This window comes from Pseudoduganella sp. jia 9, assembly GCF_055502615.1.
The window spans coordinates 82753-100556 of the sequence record NZ_JBUPWE010000016.1; the positions used below are offsets into that span (position 1 = coordinate 82753).

The following is a 17804-nucleotide window of genomic DNA, read 5'->3' on the forward strand; positions in this document are numbered from 1 at the left end:
GATACCCTGCCTGGTCATCGCGCAAGCCATCCACCGTCGACCGGCAGCACCACGCCGTGGACGTAATCGCTGGCGCTGCCGGACAGGAAGACGGCGGCACCGGCCAGGTCGTCCGGCCGCCCCCAGCGGCCCGCCGGGATGCGCGCCAGGATCGCCGGTTCGCGTACCGGGTCGGCGCGCAGCGCCGCGGTATTGTTCGTTTCGAAGTAGCCGGGCGCGATCGCATTGACATTGATGCCCATGCCGGCCCATTCGTTGGCAAGGGCCCGCGTGAGGCCCGCCACGGCGCTCTTGCTGGCCGCGTAGGCGGGAACGCGGATGCCGCCCTGGAACGACAGCAGCGACGCCACGTTGACGATCTTGCCGCCACCATTGCCCGCCATGTGGCGCGCGGCGGCCTGCGACAGGAAGAACAGCGATTTCAGGTTGGTATCCATGACGGCATCCCAGTCCTCCTCGGTCACATCGAGGCTGTCGGCGCGCCGGATGATGCCGGCGTTGTTGACCAGGATGTCGATCCGTCCCCGGAAGGCCACCGCCGCGTCGACCGCGCCTGCCACATCGGCGACGGTCGACAGGTCGGCATGCACGAACAGGAAATCGCGGCCCGAGCCGCGCACCCGCGCTTCGGTATCGGGACAGGGACTGCGGCCGATCGCCACGATGTCGGCGCCGGCGCCTGCCAGCGCGACGGCGATTGCCTGGCCCAGCCCGGTATTGGCACCGGTGACGGCGGCCACGCGGCCGCCGAGATCGAATAGTGGATTCATGCGCATTCCTTACTTCAGCTGGCAGATGTCGAGCACGTGCATGTCGGTGTAGTCGAGGTTCTCGCCGCCCATCGCCCAGATGAACGCGTAGCTGGCGGTGCCCGAGCCCATGTGGATCGACCATGGCGGCGACACCACCGCCTCGTCGTTGGCGACGACGATATGGCGTGCCGCGTCCGGTTCGCCCATGAAATGGAAGACGCGTTCGGATTGCTTCAGTCCGAAATAGAAATACACTTCCGAGCGGCGCTCGTGCAGGTGCGGCGGCATGGTGTTCCACACGCTGCCGGTCTTCAGGATCGTCAGCCCGAGCAGCAGCTGGGCGGACTGGCAGACGCCGGGCACCACGTACTGGTAGATGGTGCGCTCGTTCGACGATTCGGCGCTGCCGCGCTCGAGCGGGATGGCCTGCGCATGGCAGATCTTGCGCACCTCGAAGCGGGCGTGCGCCGGCGTGGATGCCAGGTAGAAGCGTGCCGGATCGGCCGGATCGACGGACTCGAACACGACTTCGGTGCTGCCCATCGGCACATACAGGCAGTCGCGCGGGGCCAGCTCGAACACGGCGCCATCCACGGTGACCCGGCCCATGCCGTCGGCCACGTTGACCGCGGCCAGCTCGCGCCTGGCCAGGAACGGCTGCCCCGCGGCCGATGCAGGCTCGGTATGGACGGGCAGGGCGACCGGACCCGTCACCGGGGCTGCGCCGCCGATGACGAAGCGCTCGTGGTGGCAGTAGTTCAGGCGCAGGCCGTCGGGCGTGAACAGGCCGCCGATCAGGTGGCGCTGGCGCAGCTGCTCGCTGGTGGCATGCTCCATCATGTCCGGGTGGGTGGCATGGTAAGTCTTGTCGAACATCGCGGTCTCCAGTAGTGCGGCGCCGTCAGCGGCGTGATATCGATAACAGAAATATACAGCGAGTCGGCTGGAAAAGAAACCCGCAGGGCGTGAAATTAATCAGGCCCGGCCGGTTGACAAGGCGGGTCGATGAGGTTAGTGTTATCGATAACTTACATGGGGGCGGCGCGCGCGCATCCGTCCCGGCGGTGGAACGCACGCCGTCATCATGCCGGCGCGGCATCGGCCGCGCCGCGATAACGACCAGGAGACCATATTGAAGACGATGCTGGCGCTGTGCGCCCTGCTGCAGGCGGGGCTCGCCTGCGCGGAAAACCGAGTGCAGGTATTTCCATTCCCGGAACCGGTGCGCTACACGCACCACAACGACGACTTCACGGTGCGCGTGCGCGTTCCCGGCGGGGCATGGCAGGATGTATATGAGTACAACGTGAAGGTCGACCTGGACCAGCCGACCAAGGACGCGTCGATGGTGCATTTCAATTTCGACGGCGAGGTCGAGGTGGCGGTGCAGAAGAACAATGGCCGCTTCGGCAGCGTGGCGGTACGGCCGGCCAGCAAGGGCGTGCGCACCGAGGTGCGCGACAACACGGTGTATTTCCGGCTGAAGAAGCCGGAGAATCTCAGCATCGAGTTCGACGACGACCGCCACCACAACCTGCATCTGTTCACCCAGGCGATCCGCAAGGACATGCCCCGTGTGGCGCGGGATGGCCCGATCACGACCGGCAAGACGCCGGACTTCACCCAGCCGGTCGTCTATTTCGGTCCCGGCATCCACGACGGCGAGTTCCACCTGCGCTCGAATACCACGGTGTATATCGACGGCTCGGCAATCCTGAAGCGCCCGCTCGTCATCGACGGCGTGGAAAACGTCAAGGTGCACAGCGACGGCCTGTTCATCGGCGCCGACCAGATGCGGATCCGCAATGCCAGGAACGTGCTGATCGACGGCCCCATCTTCATCAACCAGCCGGAAGGCACGATGCGCTGCATCCAGTCGCAGGACGTCGAAGAACGCGGCATCCGCACCATCGGCGCGCGTCCGTGGTCCGACGGCCTCGGCCACTTCGCCTGCGAGCGGGTCCGCATATCGGACAGCTTCATCCGCACGTCGGACGACTGCATCACCCTGTACAACCACCGCTGGGACATCTGGGGCAATACCCGCGACGTCAGCGTGACCCGCACGACGCTGTGGGCCGACGTGGCGCATGCGGTGATGATCGGCATCCACGGCAATACGCCGACGCCGGCGCATCCGGAACCGGAGGTGATCGAGCGCGTGCGCTTCAGCGACATCGACATCCTCGAGCACGACGAGGACGATCCCGTCTATGCCGGCGCACTGGGCATCATGGCCGGCGACGACAACCTGGTGCGCGACGTGACGTTCGAGGACATCCGTGTCGAGCGCATCGAAGAAGGCAAGCTGTTCAACTTCCACATCGCCTATACGGCGAAATACAACACCAGCCCGGGCCGCGGCATCGAGAACATCGTCCTGCGCAACATCCACTACTCGGGCAAGGGCGCGGCGAGTGCCTCGCTGCTGCGCGGCCACGATGCGGCGCGCAAGGTCCGCAACATCACGTTCGACAACGTCACGGTCGGCGGCCGCAGGCTGAAAGGCGCCGAGCCGAACGTGCTGGAGATCGGGCCGTTCGTCGAAGGCGTTACCTTCCGGTAGCCGCATCGGGCAAGCGGCACGGCAGCGGATGGCCGCCCGCTCGCGGCCATCTATCGCTGGCCGACGTTACCCGGGACGTGCCGGCGCTGCCGGAAGGCGGGCGTTCTGTCGGGATCCTTGCGCTTGCGGGCACTGGCTCGACAGCAGGTCGACGGCCCGCAGCACGGCGGCGGCCGCGGCGGGGCTGCCTTCGGGCAGGTCCAGGCAGGCGCGCCAGCACAGGGCCCAGAGTTGCTCGTGGCGCTGCAACTGGCGGGCCGAGCCCGTCCGGGCCGCGAGCGCGCCGGCGACCGCCAGCGCCTGGGCAAGCTGGGCGAAATCGGTGTTGTCCAGGGCGGGAAAGGCGGCGTCGAACAGGCGCATCGCATGGGGCGCCATCCAGCTGCCAGGATGGGCCAGCGCGACGGGATGACGCGCCAGCCGCAGCAGTGACAACGCCCACTGGCACTGCGCCCTGGTCGCCGGCCTGGCGCGCGCGGTCACCGTGCGTGCCAGCGTTTCGGCACGGCGCAGGAAGCGCAGGTCGCCATTGATCTCGAATGCCGTCAGCAATGCCGCACAGGCGTCGGCATTGTCGACACAGGCACCGTACAGCTCGCGCCGTTCCTGCCAGGCGTACCGCTCCATCCGGCTCCAGGCCCGTTCGAGTTCCACGGCGGCAGCCTCCACTCCCGCCGCCAGCGCAAGCGTACAGAGATGAAACGTGGCAACCAGTTCCTGCTCCGCAGTGGCGGCCGGCAACGCGTCGAACGCGGCGCGTACCTGCGCCTGGTCCGATTCGTCGCCGTGCAGGTGGCGCAATGCCAGTGCATGGCAAAGCAGGCTTGACGCGGGATCCCGCACCGCGTCGAAGCGTGCCGCGCGATACAGGGCGCCGGCGCGCGACAGCAGAATATCCGTCGGGCGCCGCAGCATCAGGTGATCAGTTATCGATAACATTTCAGGCCGAAGAAGGGCGCCCATCAGCGCCCCCGGCAGCCTGCCGCCGATGGGCGGGGCGGCGCCAGGGGCGGGCGCCGTTGGCGAAATGCACTTGCCGCGTCACGCGGTTTGCCGGCAAGTGAAGGATCAATGCTTGAAAGGTGCATCGCGGTCTCCGTCCAGTTTGGTTATCGATAACAATCGTAGCACAGCGGTTGGCGAATCCAAGTGTTTTTATCTCCGGTTGCCCGATATGGCGTACTGGTGTTACGCTTTGATATCGATAACTTACATGCCTTGTCCGGGCATGCGGCCCGGCCGGCGCTGGCGCAGCCAGCCGGCTTCCGGCTGTCCGGATAACGGTGACAGGAGACACCTCATTTTGCGTTCCACTACCCTCGCCACGATCATGCTGTCGCTCGGCATGGCATTCCCCGCGCACGCCGCCCAAGCCGGACCGATGCCTCCAGGGGTCTGGGTCGCCGACCAGGGCGACGGCACCTACATCAACCCGATCCTGAACGGCGATTATTCCGACCCGGACGTGGTACGCGTCGGCGACGATTTCTACCTCACCGCATCCAGCTTCACCAATGTTCCCGGCCTGCCGGTGCTGCACTCGAAGGACCTGGTCAACTGGACGCTGATCGGCTACGCGCTGGCCAGGAATGTACCCGAAGCACACCATGCCGTACCGCGCCACGGTGGTGGCGTGTGGGCGCCGGCGATCCGGCATCACGGCGGCAAGTTCTACATCTACTACCCGGACCCGGACTTCGGCATCTTCGTCGTGACCGCCACCGATCCACGGGGCCCGTGGAGCGCGCCGGTGCGGGTCGACGACACGAAGGGCGCGATCGACCCCGCGCCCTTCTGGGACGACGACGGCCAGGCGTGGCTGGCGCATGCCTATGCGGCATCGCGCGCCGGCTTCCAGAACGTGATCACGCTGAAAAAAATGACGCCGGACGGCACGCGCACCGAGGGCCCGGGCAGGCGGATCATCGACGGGGCGGCATTGCCGAAGGCTGCCACTTCCCAGGGCCCCACGCCATGGTTTACCACCGAGGGCCCCAAGCTGTACAAGCGCGGCGGCTGGTACTACGTGTTTGCGCCATCGGGGTCCGTGAAGGGCGGCTGGCAGGGCGTGTTCCGCTCCCGGCATATCGAGGGGCCGTACGAGGGGCGCAACGTGATGGACCAGGGCGATACGGCGATCAACGGGCCGCACCAGGGCGCCTGGGTCGACACCCCGGCCGGCGAGGACTGGTTCGTGCATTTCTCGGACGGCGATTCGTACGGCCGCCGTGTCTTCCTGCAGCCGATGCGGTGGGGTACGGACGGCTGGCCCGTCATCGGCATCCGGCAGGGCCGGGAGCATTACGGCAAGCCCGTCGCGCAGTACAGGAAGCCGAACGTTGCGGCGCAGCCGGCCGCCGTCCCCGCCACCAGCGACGAGTTCGACAACGGCTATCACCTGGGGTGGCAATGGATGGCCAATCCGATGGCGGACTGGGTCGACGCGTCCGTCAAAGGGCGCCTGCGGCTGAAGGCGGTCTCGTCTCCGGCCAACCTGTGGGAGGCCGGCCACCTGCTGACGCAGAAGCTGCCGGGCATGGCGTTTTCGGTCACCACGTCGGTGGAACTGAAAGCAGGGTCGCAGCATGGCGAACGGGCAGGCCTGATTGCCTACGGCTACGACTATGCATGGATCGGCCTGGAAAACACCGCGGCCGGCCAGCGGCTCGTGCAGGTCACCCGCCTGGGGGCGGACCTCGGCATCAGCAAGGGCAAGGTGCGGCAAAGCGCGGAAACGGTGCTGACCGCGCCTGTCGAGGTGAAGGGGCCGGTCCACGTGCGCATGACGTTCAGTCCCGTCGAAGTGGCCGACGCAGCGCCGGACTTTCCCCATTACTGGCATTCGATGCTGCGGTCGACCCATGCGAAGGTGACCTTCAGCTACAGCCTGGATGGCGCCACCTTTACGGCGCTCGGCCCACCGTTCGTGACGCAGCCGGGGCGCTGGGTCGGCACGCAGCTTGGCCTGTTCGCCCAGGCGCCGGGCGGGTCGCCGTCGAACACCGCGACCCGGGCGGGATATGCGGAGTTCGACTACTGGCGCTTTTCAAGGTGACCGGATGTATCGCGCGAGACCCCTGCAAGAGCTGATGGGCTGGACACCGGGGCGCGCCGCGTCCTTTCGCCAACTGCGCCTTCATGCACGGTAAGTCTCGTCCGATGGCATCCCGGGCTGGGCGGCGACGATTCGCTCGATCGCGCTGAACTCCACCGGTTTCCCGAACAGCCAGCCCTGGGCGTACTCTACCCCGTGCTGTCGCACGAAGGCTGCCTGCTCCTCGGTCTCGATGCCTTCCGCGATCATCTGCAAGCCGATGGTGCGCGCCATGGCGATGATATGGCCGACGACCTGGCTGGTCGGCGCGCCCGTGCCGATCGTTTCGATGAAGGAGCGGTCGATCTTGAGCAGGTCCACGTCCAGCGATTCGAGGTACGACAGGCTCGAGTAACCCGTGCCGAAATCGTCGATGGCGATGTCGATGCCCCGTTCGCGCAGCGCGGCCAGCGCGCGCTGCGCGATGGCGAGATCGATGAAGCCTCTTTCGGTGATCTCGACAATAAAATTCGATGGCCTGGCGCCGGTGCGTTCGAGCAGGCGGTCGATCGAAGGCAGCAAGGAGGCGGAGCGCAGGTCCGCCGCGGAGATATTCAGCGCGATGTGAAATGCCGGGTGCTGCGCCAGGAATCGACCGGCGTCCTTCTCCACCAGTTCGAATACCCGCTCCGTCAGGCGGGTGATCAACCCGGTTTGCTCGGCAATGGGAATGAACAGGTCCGGGCCAATGAGTTCCCCGGTACCCCGGCGCATGCGCAACAGTGCTTCCGCTCCCGTGCACCGGTTGGTGCGCAGATCGACGATGGGCTGGTAGACAAGGAAGAATTCGTGATGCGCCAGGCCATGGCGCAGCGCAGCCGCAACGGACATCTGCTGCCGCGCAAACGCCATGATCCCGGCCCCGACAGCAAGGCCGAGGACCATGCCGGCAGGTACCAGCCGGATGGCGATGGACTCGGCACGTTCCTCGACGCGCGACAGCGGAAGTGCGGCGATGGCGGCGGATGGTGCGAGCGGCGAGCGCACGATGGCGACCAGGTAGGCGCCGTCCGCGAATGCGGTCTCGCGGCGCTGGCCGAGGCGTGCCACCCAGGCAGGATTTACATGGCCGCGCGAGACGATCGGGCGGCCATCCCTGGGCCGGTCGAGCTGGATGACCGCAACGGAAACGCCGCTGACAGCGGTCCATGTGTCAAGCGGCAGGCTGCGGTGGACCAGGGCCGTGTAGCCATGCCGCTCCACTGCCATCAGTGCGCCGCCGGTACGGCTGCCGGCCGGTACATCGAGAAACAGCCTCATGCCCTTTCCGGTCACGAAGGAATTGTCACCGAGGTCGATCGGCGAGTCGCCAAGCGACGAACAGATCATCACGCCATCGCGACTGTAGCCGATGGCCTGGAGGTGCGTGGATGTCAGGTCGATCTCGCGCATCAGCGCACGTGCCGGACCGGAGCAGGGCGGGTACCCCGACCGGGCCAGCCGTGCGATGCCGTCGTCGACCTGGCGCACGATCTGGTCCGCGCGGTAGCGCACGTCGCGCGCGAAAGCCAGGGCCAGTTCGGCTTCCGCAGCGAGTGCCTGGCGCTGTGCCTCGTTCCATGCAAGCCAGGGCAAGAGCATGGCCTGTGCCAATGCGGCCGCCAGGATCAGTGTATACAGGGCGTTTCTACTGATGAACCTTCGTGGCATCAAGCAGGATCTCTCGTCGGCATTCGATGGATGGTACCGGAGTATACCGCCGCCTTGCCATGGCAAGCGCTGCCGTGAACGATTTGCCGGCGCGGACAGCCCGCTACAGACGGCGACAAAACACCTACAAACGATGACACCTGCGTTGCCGCCCCCGGCGCAGCATGGCCCCTTGACATTCCGCGCCACGGCACGGCTTCGACCTGAAACCTTGCGAGCCCCGAAACCTGCCTGCACAGCCGCGTTTTCAGGCCGTACGGTCCCTGACCAGGGAAGCGACCGCTTCCTTCCGCCCCTGACGGACTCAGGGCTGCCATGCAGTACAGGAGAGCAAGCATGACCTTCAATATCTGGAACCCCGATGCATTTCCGCTTCCCGGGCAAGCCGTGTTCGACCGCGACAGGCAGCATATCGCGTCCGTGTCGCGTGGCCCCGGCAACCTCGACCTGTTCGTCATCGGATTCGACAACCGCGTCTGGACCACGTTCTGGAACGACCAGACCGGCTGGAGCAACGACTGGTTTCCGCTGCCCGGGCAGGCCGTGTTCGACCGCGACAGGCAGCAGATCGCTGCCGTGTCGCGGGGGCACGGCAATCTCGACCTGTTCGTGATCGGTTTCGACAACCGCGTGTGGACCACCGCCTGGCATACCGAGAGCGGCTGGAAGAACGACTGGGCCCCGCTGCCGGGACAGGCCGTGTTCGATCGCGACAAGCAGAAGATCGCCGCCGTGTCGCGCGGTCACGGTAACCTCGACCTGTTCGTGCTCGGTTTCGACAACCGCGTCTGGACCACCTTCTGGAACGCCCAGGCGGGCTGGAACGGCGACTGGTTCCCGCTTCCCGGACAGGCGGTGTTCGACCGCGAACGCCAGCAGGTCGCCGCGGTCTCCCGCGCCGCGGGCAACCTCGACCTGTTCGTGATCGGGTTCGACAACCACGTCTGGAGCACGTTCTGGAATGACCAGGTGGGCTGGAACGGCGACTGGTTCCCGCTGCCGGGGCAGGCCGTGTTCGACCGCGAACGCCAGCAGGTTGCCGCCGTCTCCCGCGCCGCGGGCAATCTCGACCTGTTCGTGATCGGGTTCGACAACCACGTCTGGAGCACGTTCTGGAACGACCAGGCGGGCTGGAACGGCGACTGGTTCCCATTGCCGGGGCAGGCGGTGTTCGATCGCGAGCGCCAGCAGGTCGCCGCCGTCTCCCGCGCGGCGGGCAATCTCGACCTGTTCCTGATCGGTTTCGACAACCGCATCTGGAGCACATTCTGGAACGACCAGGCGGGCTGGAGCGGCGACTGGTTCCCGCTGCCGGGGCAGGCGGTGTTCGATCGCGAACGCCAGCGGCTTGCCGCCGTCTCGCGTGCCGACCTCAATCTCGACGTGTTCGTGCTGGGCTTCGACAACCGTGCCTGGAGCACCTTCTGGGGACCGCGCGCGCCGATGACGCTCGATGTCGATATCGATCAGACCTCGACGACGATACCGCTGCAGGTCGGCCTGCATGTGCGCGCGAGCGACGGCATCGTGTCCGACACGCGCTGGCACGTGGTCAAAGGCGGTACCGTCGTGCCGGGGATCGGCGACATCATTCCGGCGGGCGTGGCATTCGACCGGATCATCGCGGTCAACCAGCCCGGCGCCTTCGAGATCATTGTCCAGCGCACCGGGCTCGCCGGGCCGGAAGGGCCCACCACGCTGACGCGGCAGTTCAACATCGCGGCCAACCTGCCGGCACCACCGGCACCACCCACGCCGCCGCCGGCTCCGGTCGCCACGCCGGTCATCAGGGTCGAATTCTCCGGCTCCGTCACGGACGCCCGGTTCCACGTGACCGGCTCGGGATTCCTGCCGAACATGCCGAATAGCAGCCAGGGCGTGGCGCTGCGTGTCGTCGACGCCGCCGTCCTGATCGAAACGCGCCGCGAGTTCACGCCATCGTCGGGCGACGGCAGGATCGACCACGTCATCCGGGGCGACCTGTCAGGCCTGGTCGTCAATGCCGCGGGCATCGGCACGGTGGCCATTTCCGCCACCGATGGCCGGCAGGCCAATGGCGATTTTCTATGGAGCAACGTCGTGCGGGTCGACTTCCAGGTTCGCTCGCTGGCGCCGGCGGGGTGACAGGCGAGGAGGTCGGTTCGCCGGCCTCTCAACAGCCCGTCTCGCGGTAGTCCGTGAATACCTGTTCCATGAAGTCCACCACTGCCCTGATGCGCGCGCTCGTGCGCAGCCCGCTATGCATCGACAGCCAGATTTCCTGGTCCAGCTCGGGGATATGGGGGACCGCGGCAACGAGGCCGGGCTGGTCGCTGGCAAGGAAAGTCGCCAGCACGCCCAGCCCGGCACCATGGGAAACGCCGTCGAGGATCCCGAGCCCGTAGCTGCAGCGCATCCACGGCGCCGGGGCGCCGGGCAGGGCACGCAGCCACCGGTCGGACTGGAATTCCGCACGGGGTTCGTCGAATCCCACGAACGGCAGGCTGGCCCAGTCCCGGCCTGCCAGCGCGGCGGCATGGCGCACCGCGACTTCCCGGCTGCAATACAGGCCGAACGACAGGGTGCCGATACGGCGTGCGACGAGATCGAGCTGTTCCGGGCGGTAAGGACGGATCGCGATATCGGCTTCACGCCGCGCCAGGCTGTAGGGTCGGTGCGATGTGACGATTTCCACCTCGACGTTCGGGAAGGTGTCGTGGAAGCGCGCGAAACGGGTCGTGAGGAAGTAGGAAAGCCATTCGTCGGTATTGATCCGCACCAGGCCAGACGCGGCGTGGGCATCCTGCCGGTCCCGCGTGCGCTCGACTTCCAGCGCAATCTCGCCCATCTGGCCGGCCAGCGCGATCATGTCGGCACCGAACGCCGTCGCAACGCAGCCGCCCTGGAACCGCTCGACCAGTTTCTGCCCGACCGCATCTTCCAGTTCATCGAGCCGGCGTGCCAGCGTTGCCGCGCTCAACCCCGCCTTCCTGGATGCACCCCGCAAGGTACCTTCCTGCGCGATCAGCAGCAGCAGCCGCAGGTCATCCCAGTTCAGGTTCTTCATGGTGCGATTTTCCGTCGGGTGATTCAAATTTGAAGCATGACGCATCGAGTTTGCCTGTATGCATTCATTTATGGAGTATGCGATCATGCTGCCGATACGTCAAATGAAAGGAAATCGATGCGTACATTCGGCGACCGCGTACGGCACGCCCTGCTGTTCGAAGCCGTGGCCCTGGCCATTTTCATTCCCGGGTCGGCGGTGCTATTCGACCAGCCCATGCAATCCATGGGGGTGATCGGTATCGCGTCGGCCACCATCGCCACGCTGTGGAACTTCGCGTTCAACGTGGGTTTCGACCGCGCCATGCGCCGCCTGCGCGGCAGCGTGCACAAGACCCTGGCGATCCGGGTCGTGCACACGCTGCTGTTCGAGGCCGGCCTCGTCATCATGCTGATCCCCCTCATCGCCTGGTACCTGGACACCGGCTTGTGGCAGGCGCTGCTGATGGACATGGCGATCGTGATCTTTTACCTGGGATACGGCTTCCTTTTCAACCTTGCCTACGACCGCATGTTCCCCATTGCCGCACCGGCGGTGCGCGCGGCCTGAGCGGGACACCGTCACCTGCCGGCCCGGCCCGCATGCAGCGGGTAACGCCGCCGATACTGGCGACGCCATTTTCACCACATCGAAACACGTTTCATCAGGTGGGAAGTCGCTGCCGGCTATCGTCACGCTTGCTTCCCGATGCACAGGATTTAATTCCACATTGTAAAAGTAAGCTTGCAACACACTGATTTTATTGAAGGAATTAACTCGAACCTCGTTTATAAGATATAAGAGTTCGAGGCAGGTAACCCTTATGATGAACGCTACAGCGAGCGGTCTGCCATCCCCGCGGATTCGCCGGCGCGCAGGTTTCAGTTCATCCCGAGGAGTCTCACATGTCCCAGTACCACACCGATATCCCGTCCCATCCCGCGCAAGCGAACATGAACACGGCGATGGCCGATGAATCCCGCCTGCAGGCGCACCGGCGCGCGGTGACGCAGGACCGGCATCGCAGGATCCATACGGTTTTCGCTTCGCCGCAGCGGGGCAGGGACGATGCGGCCCCGCTGGCAGCGAAACACATCGCGCGGCGCGTGGCGCGCGTGGGCATCATTGGCGCCAACAGTATCGGCATGGGCGTTGCCATGGCCGTGCTTGATGCCGATATTCCCGTCGCCCTGTTCGAACCCGCACGTGAATTGCTCGACCGGGCGACGTCATCGCTGCGGTCGGGCTACGAAGATGCCTGCACGGCCGGCGAGATCACTGCCGCCCAGCGCGACAGGCGCGTGGCACTGCTGGCCGGCACCGTCAACCTGCACCACCTGAAAGACTGCGACGTCATCGTGGAGGTCACCGGGGCCGGCAGGGAGGCCACGGGCGTCCTGGTACGCCGGCTGAACGAAGTCGCCCGGCAGGACGTCATCCTGGTAGCCCGGATTGCGGCGTGCGATATCGACGATGTCGCCAGCCTGGCGAGGCATCCGGAGAACGTGCTGGGCTTCCATCTGGCGGAGGGCCCCGACGCCACCCTGGTCTGGGAATTCGCGGCAGGCAGGGCCACATCGGAACGCACGCTTGCAACCGCCGCCGCGCTTGTCCAGGCATTGCACAGGACGCTGGAGGCGCCGGCTGCGCGGATAATGACCTGATCCGATGAGCATGCGACCGGGCGACCGTGGTCGCCTGGCCCGGCAGCGCCCGCACTGCCGGGCGGCAGTCGCCGGTACAGCCGGATGGGAAGAATTTTGCTGCCTTTCAAGCGCAGTACGTACGCTGGCGCACATTACTAGCACATTCCAAGCTGGAAAGTAACTGGACTTGGCGGCAATTTGCACGTATAATTGACGTATATTTACAACAGAACGTCGCAGCAGCGTCTCTGCCGCTCAGCTTTCCATGCCATACGCTGGAAAGCGATGGAAAGCCAATCCCGGGCCCGGTGCCCGCATCCGTACATCGTCTGACGCTTGATCGTCAGATACCCGGTGCCATGCCATTGCATGGTGCCCGCGTGGTCGAAAGTCCTGAACCCCAGCTTCTTCCGGCACGCACCCGACACTTCCGGCGCACAGGCTTCAGTCCTGCCGCTTACGCGTGTCCCGCCCTGTTCCGCCGCGTCCGTGCGCCTTCTTGCGCCGTTGCATCGCTGTCGGCCCGGGGCTCGCCGATTCCCGTTCGAGGCCACTGGCCGCAGGGTTTCATTTCATTCGCGAAATCGAAGGAGAACCACAACGTGGCAAAACAAATCATCATCGACCATGTTTTCAAAGTCTTCGGCGACCAGCCCGAAGCGGCACTGGCGCTGGTGCGCGAAGGCGCCGGCAAGCAGGATATCCTGGCCAGGACCGGCTGCACGATCGGCGTGTTCGACGCCACCCTGACCATCGAAGCAGGCGAGATCTTCGTCATCATGGGGCTGTCCGGTTCGGGCAAGTCGACCCTGGTGCGCATGCTCAATCGCCTGATCGAGCCGACCGCGGGCCGCATCCTGGTGGACGGCGACGATATCAATGCCTTGCCCGACGCGCAATTGCGCGCCTTGCGCCGCAAGGACATCAGCATGGTGTTCCAGTCGTTCGCGCTGCTGCCGCATATCAGCGTGCTCGATAACACGGCCTTCGGCATGGAACTGGCCGGCGTGCCCAGGTCCGAGCGCCATGCGCTGGCCCGGCAGGCGCTGGACCAGGTCGGCCTCGCCGGCTATGCGGCGAGCTATCCCGACGAACTGTCCGGTGGCATGCAGCAGCGCGTGGGACTGGCCCGCGCGCTGGCGTCCGATCCATCGATCCTGCTGATGGACGAGGCGTTTTCCGCGCTCGACCCGATCATGCGCACGGAAATGCAATCGGAACTGCTGCGCCTGCAGCAGATCAAGCGCCGCACCGTCGTGTTCATTTCGCACGACCTCGATGAAGCCATGCGCATCGGCGACCGCATCGCCCTGATGAAGGATGGGCACGTGGTGCAGGTGGGCACGCCGGAAGAGATCCTGCGCAGGCCGGCCAACGACTGGGTGCGCAACTTCGTGCGCGGTGTCGATGCGGCGGCCGTCTTCAAGGCCGGCGATATCGCCCGCAAGAGCCAGATCGTGGTGTCGGAATCGCCCAACCGCGGTTCCCGTGCCGCGCTGTCGATGCTGGAAGAGCAGGATCGGGCATACGCCTATGTCGTCAGCCCGAAGCGCGAATTCCTCGGCCTCGTGTCGGCCGATTCGCTGCGCAGCGCGCTCGACGGCCATACCGGGCCACTGGGCCTGCAGCATGCGTACCTGCCCGATGTGCAGTGCATCGATGCGGACGAACCGGTTGCCGGTCTGGTCGGCCAGGTGGCGCAGCTGCCGTACGCCGTCCCGGTGGTGGCCGCCGATGGCAGCTTCCGCGGTGCCATCAGCAAGACCACCCTGCTGAAGTTCCTCGACCGCGATACGCCGCCCATTGCCGAGCCCCGACCTGTCGCGTCCGACCTTGCCGCGTCACCCATACAGAAAGGACAAGCATGATTTCCGATATCACCTCGTCGCTGGAGCCGGGCGTCGTGCCGGCATCCCAGCCCAACCCCTGGCTGCCGACTCCGCCGGGCGACACCTCCTGGCTTGACGCCGCGGGGCCGGCTGCGACGCCCGAGCAAGCCGATGGATCGCTCCTTGCGCAACTCGTCGACGGTTCGCTGCCGCTGCAATCCTGGATCAACGACGGCCTGGGCTGGATCGTCGAGCATTTCCGCCCGTTCTTCCAGGTAGTGCGCGTGCCGATCGACGCCATGCTGTCCGGCGTGGGAGACGCGCTGCTGGCGGTGCCGTCGGCGGTGGTGATCGCCATCGTCGGCTTGCTGGCCTGGCAATTCACCAGCCGCACGCTGGCCATCGGCACCGTGCTGGCGCTGCTGGTGGTGTCGATGCTGGGCGTCTGGCCGGAAGCGATGATCACGCTGTCGCTGGTACTGACATCGCTGGCCTTCTGCCTGGCGATCGGATTGCCGCTGGGGATCTTCCTGGCCAGCAGCGACCGCGCGCAGAATACCCTGCGCCCGCTGCTCGATGCCATGCAGACCACGCCGGCGTTTGTCTACCTGGTACCGGTGGTCATGCTGTTCGGTATCGGCAATGCGCCCGGCGTGATCGTCACCATCATCTTCGCGCTGCCGCCGCTGGTGCGCCTGACCAATCTCGGCATCCGCCAGGTGCGTCCGGACCTGATCGAAGCAGCACGCGCCTATGGCGCATCGCCGTGGCAGTTGCTGACCCGTGTGCAGTTCCCGCTGGCCATGCCATCCATCATGGCCGGCATCAACCAGTCGCTGATGCTGTCGCTGTCGATGGTGGTGATCGCCTCGATGATCGCGGTCGGCGGCCTGGGCCAGATGGTGTTGCGCGGCATCGGCCGCCTGGACATGGGCCTGGCCACCGTGGGCGGCCTCGGTATCGTGCTGCTGGCCATCACGCTGGACCGCCTGACACAGGCGATGGGGCAGCCGCGCCGTGGCGTGCGGCACTGGTACCAGACGGGCCCGGCCGGTTTCATCCTGCGCCTGGCAGGCGGCAGCCACGGACGGGGCGGTCCAGCGCGCGGCGAAGCGGCCGCGCCGGCCACGCCCGATCACCAATCGCTCAGCGCACAGTAAGGAGAAAGATCCTCATGCAGCATATTGAACATTTCAAAGTCACATCCAGGGCGCAGCGCAGGTTCCGATGGTTTTCCGCGCTGGCGCTGGCCGCGCTCACCCTGAGCACCAGCCTGGCCATGGCCCAGGCACCCGCTGCCGGCCTGCCCGGCAAGGGCGTCAAGGTGCAGGCGCTGCAAAGCTCGATCGCCGAGGAAACCTTCCAGACCATGCTGGTCGATCGCGCCCTGGAACGGCTGGGCTACGAGCCGCAGCCGGTCAAGGAAGTCGGCTACCCGGCCGCGCATATCGCCATCGCCAATGGCGACGCCACCTATCTCGCCGTGCACTGGGATCCCCTGCACCAGGACTATTACAACAATGCCGGCGGCGATGCCAAGCTGCTGCGCACGGGCCAGTATGCCGGTCCCGCCGCGCAGGGCTACCTGATCGACAAGGCCACCGCCGAGAAGTACAACATCACCAACATCGAGCAGCTGCGCGATCCGGGCCTGGCAAAGCTGTTCGACCATGACGGCGATGGCAAGGCCGACCTGACCGGCTGCGATCCCGGCTGGGGCTGCGAGGCGATGATTGAAAACCATATGGACGCGTACCAGCTGCGCGATTCGGTCAGGCACGTGCAGGGCAGCTATGCGGCGCTGATCGCCGATACCATCGGCCGCTACAAACGCGGCGAACCGATCCTGTACTACACGTGGACGCCGTACTGGGTCAGCGGGGTGCTGGTGCCGGGCAAGGACGTGGTATGGCTGCAGGTGCCGTTCTCGTCGAACCCGGCAAAGGCCAATACCCGTCTGGACGATGGCAGCGACTACGGCTTTTCCGTCAACACGACGCGTATCGTCGTGAACCGGGCCTGGGCCGAGAAGAATCCGGCGGCCGTCAAACTGTTTGAAGTCATGCGGCTGCCGATCGCCGATATCAATGCGCAGAACGAGCGCATGCGCACTGGCGAGAACACGCAGGCCGATATCGCACGGCATACCGCAGGCTGGATCAAGTACCACCAGCAGCTGTTCGATGACTGGATCGCGCAGGCGCTGGCGGCGGCGAAACCGTGATGGCATGACACCCGCGGTGCGAGCCGCGGGTGTCATGCCATGTTCGTGATTCAGGCCTTGCGGGCCTTGCGGCGTGCCAGGTAGCCGACCAGGCCCAGGCCGCCCAGCAGCATGCCGTACGTGCTTGGCTCCGGCACGGCCGACACGGACAGGTGCAGGTCGTTCACGGTCGCCCAGACGCCCGGCTGGTCGCCCGTTGCCATCGTCAGCGACACGAGATCGGCGCTGGACACGAAACCGACAAAGGAATTGAAGTCCGGCGTTTCAAGCGTGTAGCTCGTCGTCGCGCCGGTGCTGTCGGTAGCGGTCAGCGTGATGAATTCAGCCGGCGTCGACGAGCCGAAGAGGTCGGAACCAAAGAAGAAGCCACCCGCGCCGGCTACCGGGGTGGCAGTGGCGAACGTTACAATGTCCAGGCGATTGCCGCCCGTCAGCCACATATCGGAGAAATCATCGGTCGCCCCCCAGATCGACGTTGAATTCGGGGCCGCGGAAACCGTGTAGCCATAGTCACCCGCCGTTCTCTCCAGCGGCCCCTCGTATTCGTCCAGATCCAGGTCATCAAATGTATCGACGCCAGTATTGCCCACCGCAGCCAGGTAGGCAGTCTGGCTGGTGTATGTCGTGATTTCTGCCTGCGCGGCGCCGGCGGCGCATAGCAGGATTGCGGAAGCAATTGCGGTCGAAACAAGGCTGGAAACACGCACGATGAACTCCTTTGGAGAGGTTGGGAAAGACACGCCGCTTGTGGCGGGTGCAGCTCTACTGTACTCCTGCGATTTGCCGTGGCAACAACTACTTAAAATTAACTTAAGACCTGTCGTTCCCGTGGGCAGCGGGATTTCAATCGGATACCCATCAGTTGCGGCTCGCCAGCTCAGCAGTGCCGTGACGCCCATGCATGCCTGGCGTTGTAAATATCGCACTTGTGAAGACCCGATCGACACGCTTGTCCTGTGATGCACTGTTTGCAGCGATGGCCTCGATGTGCGTATTCCGGCCGCACCCTGACAAATGG

Annotated in this window: 14 protein-coding genes; 8 read left to right on the forward strand and 6 right to left on the reverse strand. The window is 65.6% G+C overall.

The window, feature by feature from the left end:
- Positions 1–14 precede the first annotated feature (14 nt).
- A complete protein-coding gene (gene kduD / locus ACY34H_RS21700; RefSeq protein WP_464979542.1) occupies positions 15–770 on the reverse strand; it encodes a 2-dehydro-3-deoxy-D-gluconate 5-dehydrogenase KduD in 756 nt (251 codons plus the stop codon).
- Between the two features lie 9 nt (positions 771–779).
- Positions 780–1628 (reverse strand): 5-dehydro-4-deoxy-D-glucuronate isomerase, encoded by an 849-nt coding sequence (kduI, locus tag ACY34H_RS21705; RefSeq protein WP_464979543.1) that lies wholly within the window; start codon positions 1626–1628, stop codon positions 780–782.
- Between the two features lie 265 nt (positions 1629–1893).
- Here kduI and ACY34H_RS21710 point away from each other — a divergent pair, with 265 nt between their 5' ends.
- Positions 1894–3318 (forward strand): glycosyl hydrolase family 28 protein, encoded by a 1425-nt coding sequence (locus tag ACY34H_RS21710; protein WP_464979651.1) that lies wholly within the window; start codon positions 1894–1896, stop codon positions 3316–3318.
- Positions 3319–3384: 66 nt separating this feature from the next.
- Here ACY34H_RS21710 and ACY34H_RS21715 read toward each other — a convergent pair whose 3' ends face one another.
- Positions 3385–4233, reverse strand: a complete 849-nt coding sequence (locus tag ACY34H_RS21715) for a hypothetical protein (protein WP_464979544.1) — start codon at positions 4231–4233, stop codon at positions 3385–3387.
- Positions 4234–4621: 388 nt separating this feature from the next.
- On the opposite strand from ACY34H_RS21715, the gene ACY34H_RS21720 reads away from it, so the two are divergent.
- The gene (locus tag ACY34H_RS21720; RefSeq protein ID WP_464979545.1) at positions 4622–6373 is read left to right on the forward strand and encodes a glycoside hydrolase family 43 protein; all 1752 of its coding nucleotides are present in this window, start codon (positions 4622–4624) and stop codon (positions 6371–6373) included.
- An 81-nt stretch (positions 6374–6454) separates the two neighbouring features.
- On the opposite strand, the gene ACY34H_RS21725 is transcribed toward ACY34H_RS21720, so the two are convergent.
- On the reverse strand, positions 6455–8062 hold the full coding sequence (locus ACY34H_RS21725; protein ID WP_464979546.1) for an EAL domain-containing protein: 1608 nt from the start codon (positions 8060–8062) through the stop codon (positions 6455–6457).
- Between the two features lie 336 nt (positions 8063–8398).
- Here ACY34H_RS21725 and ACY34H_RS21730 point away from each other — a divergent pair, with 336 nt between their 5' ends.
- Complete coding sequence (locus ACY34H_RS21730; RefSeq protein ID WP_464979547.1) at positions 8399–10186, forward strand: PLL family lectin; 1788 nt, start codon at positions 8399–8401, stop codon at positions 10184–10186.
- Positions 10187–10214: 28 nt separating this feature from the next.
- Here the strand turns inward: ACY34H_RS21730 and ACY34H_RS21735 are convergent, their stop codons facing one another.
- Positions 10215–11108, reverse strand: coding sequence for a LysR family transcriptional regulator (locus ACY34H_RS21735; protein ID WP_464979548.1), 894 nt, complete (start codon positions 11106–11108; stop codon positions 10215–10217).
- 117 nt (positions 11109–11225) lie between these two features.
- On the opposite strand from ACY34H_RS21735, the gene ACY34H_RS21740 reads away from it, so the two are divergent.
- The 5 genes from ACY34H_RS21740 (at position 11226) to proX (ending at position 16786) form a co-directional block, all read left to right on the forward strand.
- Positions 11226–11657: a PACE efflux transporter gene (locus ACY34H_RS21740; RefSeq protein WP_464979549.1), complete on the forward strand. Its 432-nt coding sequence runs from the start codon at positions 11226–11228 to the stop codon at positions 11655–11657.
- Positions 11658–11992: 335 nt separating this feature from the next.
- The gene (locus tag ACY34H_RS21745) at positions 11993–12751 is read left to right on the forward strand and encodes a 3-hydroxyacyl-CoA dehydrogenase NAD-binding domain-containing protein (RefSeq protein ID WP_464979550.1); all 759 of its coding nucleotides are present in this window, start codon (positions 11993–11995) and stop codon (positions 12749–12751) included.
- A gap of 584 nt (positions 12752–13335) precedes the next feature.
- Positions 13336–14601 carry a glycine betaine/L-proline ABC transporter ATP-binding protein ProV gene (gene proV, locus ACY34H_RS21750; protein ID WP_464979551.1) on the forward strand — a complete coding sequence of 422 codons (1266 nt, stop codon included), beginning with the start codon at positions 13336–13338 and terminating at the stop codon, positions 14599–14601.
- The gene (gene proW / locus ACY34H_RS21755) at positions 14598–15722 is read left to right on the forward strand and encodes a glycine betaine/L-proline ABC transporter permease ProW (RefSeq protein ID WP_464979552.1); all 1125 of its coding nucleotides are present in this window, start codon (positions 14598–14600) and stop codon (positions 15720–15722) included. The genes proV and proW overlap by 4 nt, the downstream gene beginning before the upstream one ends.
- Before the next feature lie 14 nt (positions 15723–15736).
- Positions 15737–16786 (forward strand): glycine betaine/L-proline ABC transporter substrate-binding protein ProX, encoded by a 1050-nt coding sequence (gene proX, locus ACY34H_RS21760; protein WP_464979553.1) that lies wholly within the window; start codon positions 15737–15739, stop codon positions 16784–16786.
- A 50-nt stretch (positions 16787–16836) separates the two neighbouring features.
- On the opposite strand, the gene ACY34H_RS21765 is transcribed toward proX, so the two are convergent.
- The gene (locus ACY34H_RS21765; protein WP_464979554.1) at positions 16837–17493 is read right to left on the reverse strand and encodes a PEP-CTERM sorting domain-containing protein; all 657 of its coding nucleotides are present in this window, start codon (positions 17491–17493) and stop codon (positions 16837–16839) included.
- Positions 17494–17804: the final 311 nt, after the last annotated feature.